At 49.7% G+C, this 1,075-nt stretch carries 1 rRNA gene; it reads right to left on the bottom strand.

From position 1 onward, the window contains the following. Positions 1-923: ribosomal RNA gene (locus tag ACFQ7F_RS45925) — 23S ribosomal RNA — on the bottom strand; the annotation flags it as partial. Positions 924-1,075: the final 152 nt, after the last annotated feature.

Genomic DNA, 1,075 nt, shown 5'->3' with positions numbered 1-1,075 from the left:
GTCCAATCAGTGCTCTACCTCCAAGACTCTTACACTTAAGGCTAGCCCTAAAGCTATTTCGGGGAGAACCAGCTATCTCCAGGTTCGATTGGAATTTCTCCGCTACCCACACCTCATCCCCGCACTTTTCAACGTGCGTGGGTTCGGGCCTCCATTCAGTGTTACCTGAACTTCACCCTGGACATGGGTAGATCACCTGGTTTCGGGTCTACGACCACGTACTAAACGCCCTATTCAGACTCGCTTTCGCTGCGGCTCCGCCTCTTCAGCTTAACCTCGCACGGGATCGTAACTCGCCGGTTCATTCTACAAAAGGCACGCCATCACCCGTTAACGGGCTCTGACTACTTGTAGGCACACGGTTTCAGGATCTCTTTCACTCCCCTTCCGGGGTGCTTTTCACCTTTCCCTCACGGTACTGGTTCACTATCGATCACTAGGGAGTATTTAGCCTTGGGAGATGGTCCTCCCAGATTCCGACGGAATTTCACGTGTTCCGCCGTACTCAGGATACATTCAAGAGAGAACGAAGTTTCGACTACGGGGTTGTTACCCTCTACGACGGACCTTTCCAGGTCGCTTCGTCTACCTCGTTCCTTTGTAACTCCGTATAGAGTGTCCTACAACCCCAAGAGGCAAGCCTCTTGGTTTGGGCTGTTCCCGTTTCGCTCGCCGCTACTCAGGGAATCGCATTTGCTTTCTCTTCCTCCGGGTACTTAGATGTTTCAGTTCCCCGGGTCTGCCTTCTCATATCCTATGTATTCAGATATGGATACCACTCCATTACGAGTGGTGGGTTTCCCCATTCGGAAATCTCCGGATCAAAGCTTGCTTACAGCTCCCCGAAGCATATCGGTGTTCGTCCCGTCCTTCATCGGCTCCTAGTGCCAAGGCATCCACCGTGCGCCCTTTCTAACTTAACCGTTAAAAAGAATCACTATGTGATATCTTGTGTTACTAATTGAATGTGATGTCTACTGTTATCTAGTTTTCAAAGAACACGTTTCGAAGGAATGATCCTTCAAAACTAAACAAGACAGGGAACGTTCTGCTTATAAGACCCAAGGTCTTATAT

This window comes from Streptomyces sp. NPDC056486, from assembly GCF_042795295.1.
Lineage (GTDB): Bacteria > Actinomycetota > Actinomycetes > Streptomycetales > Streptomycetaceae > Streptomyces.
This window is presented reverse-complemented; position numbering and strand designations above follow the sequence as displayed.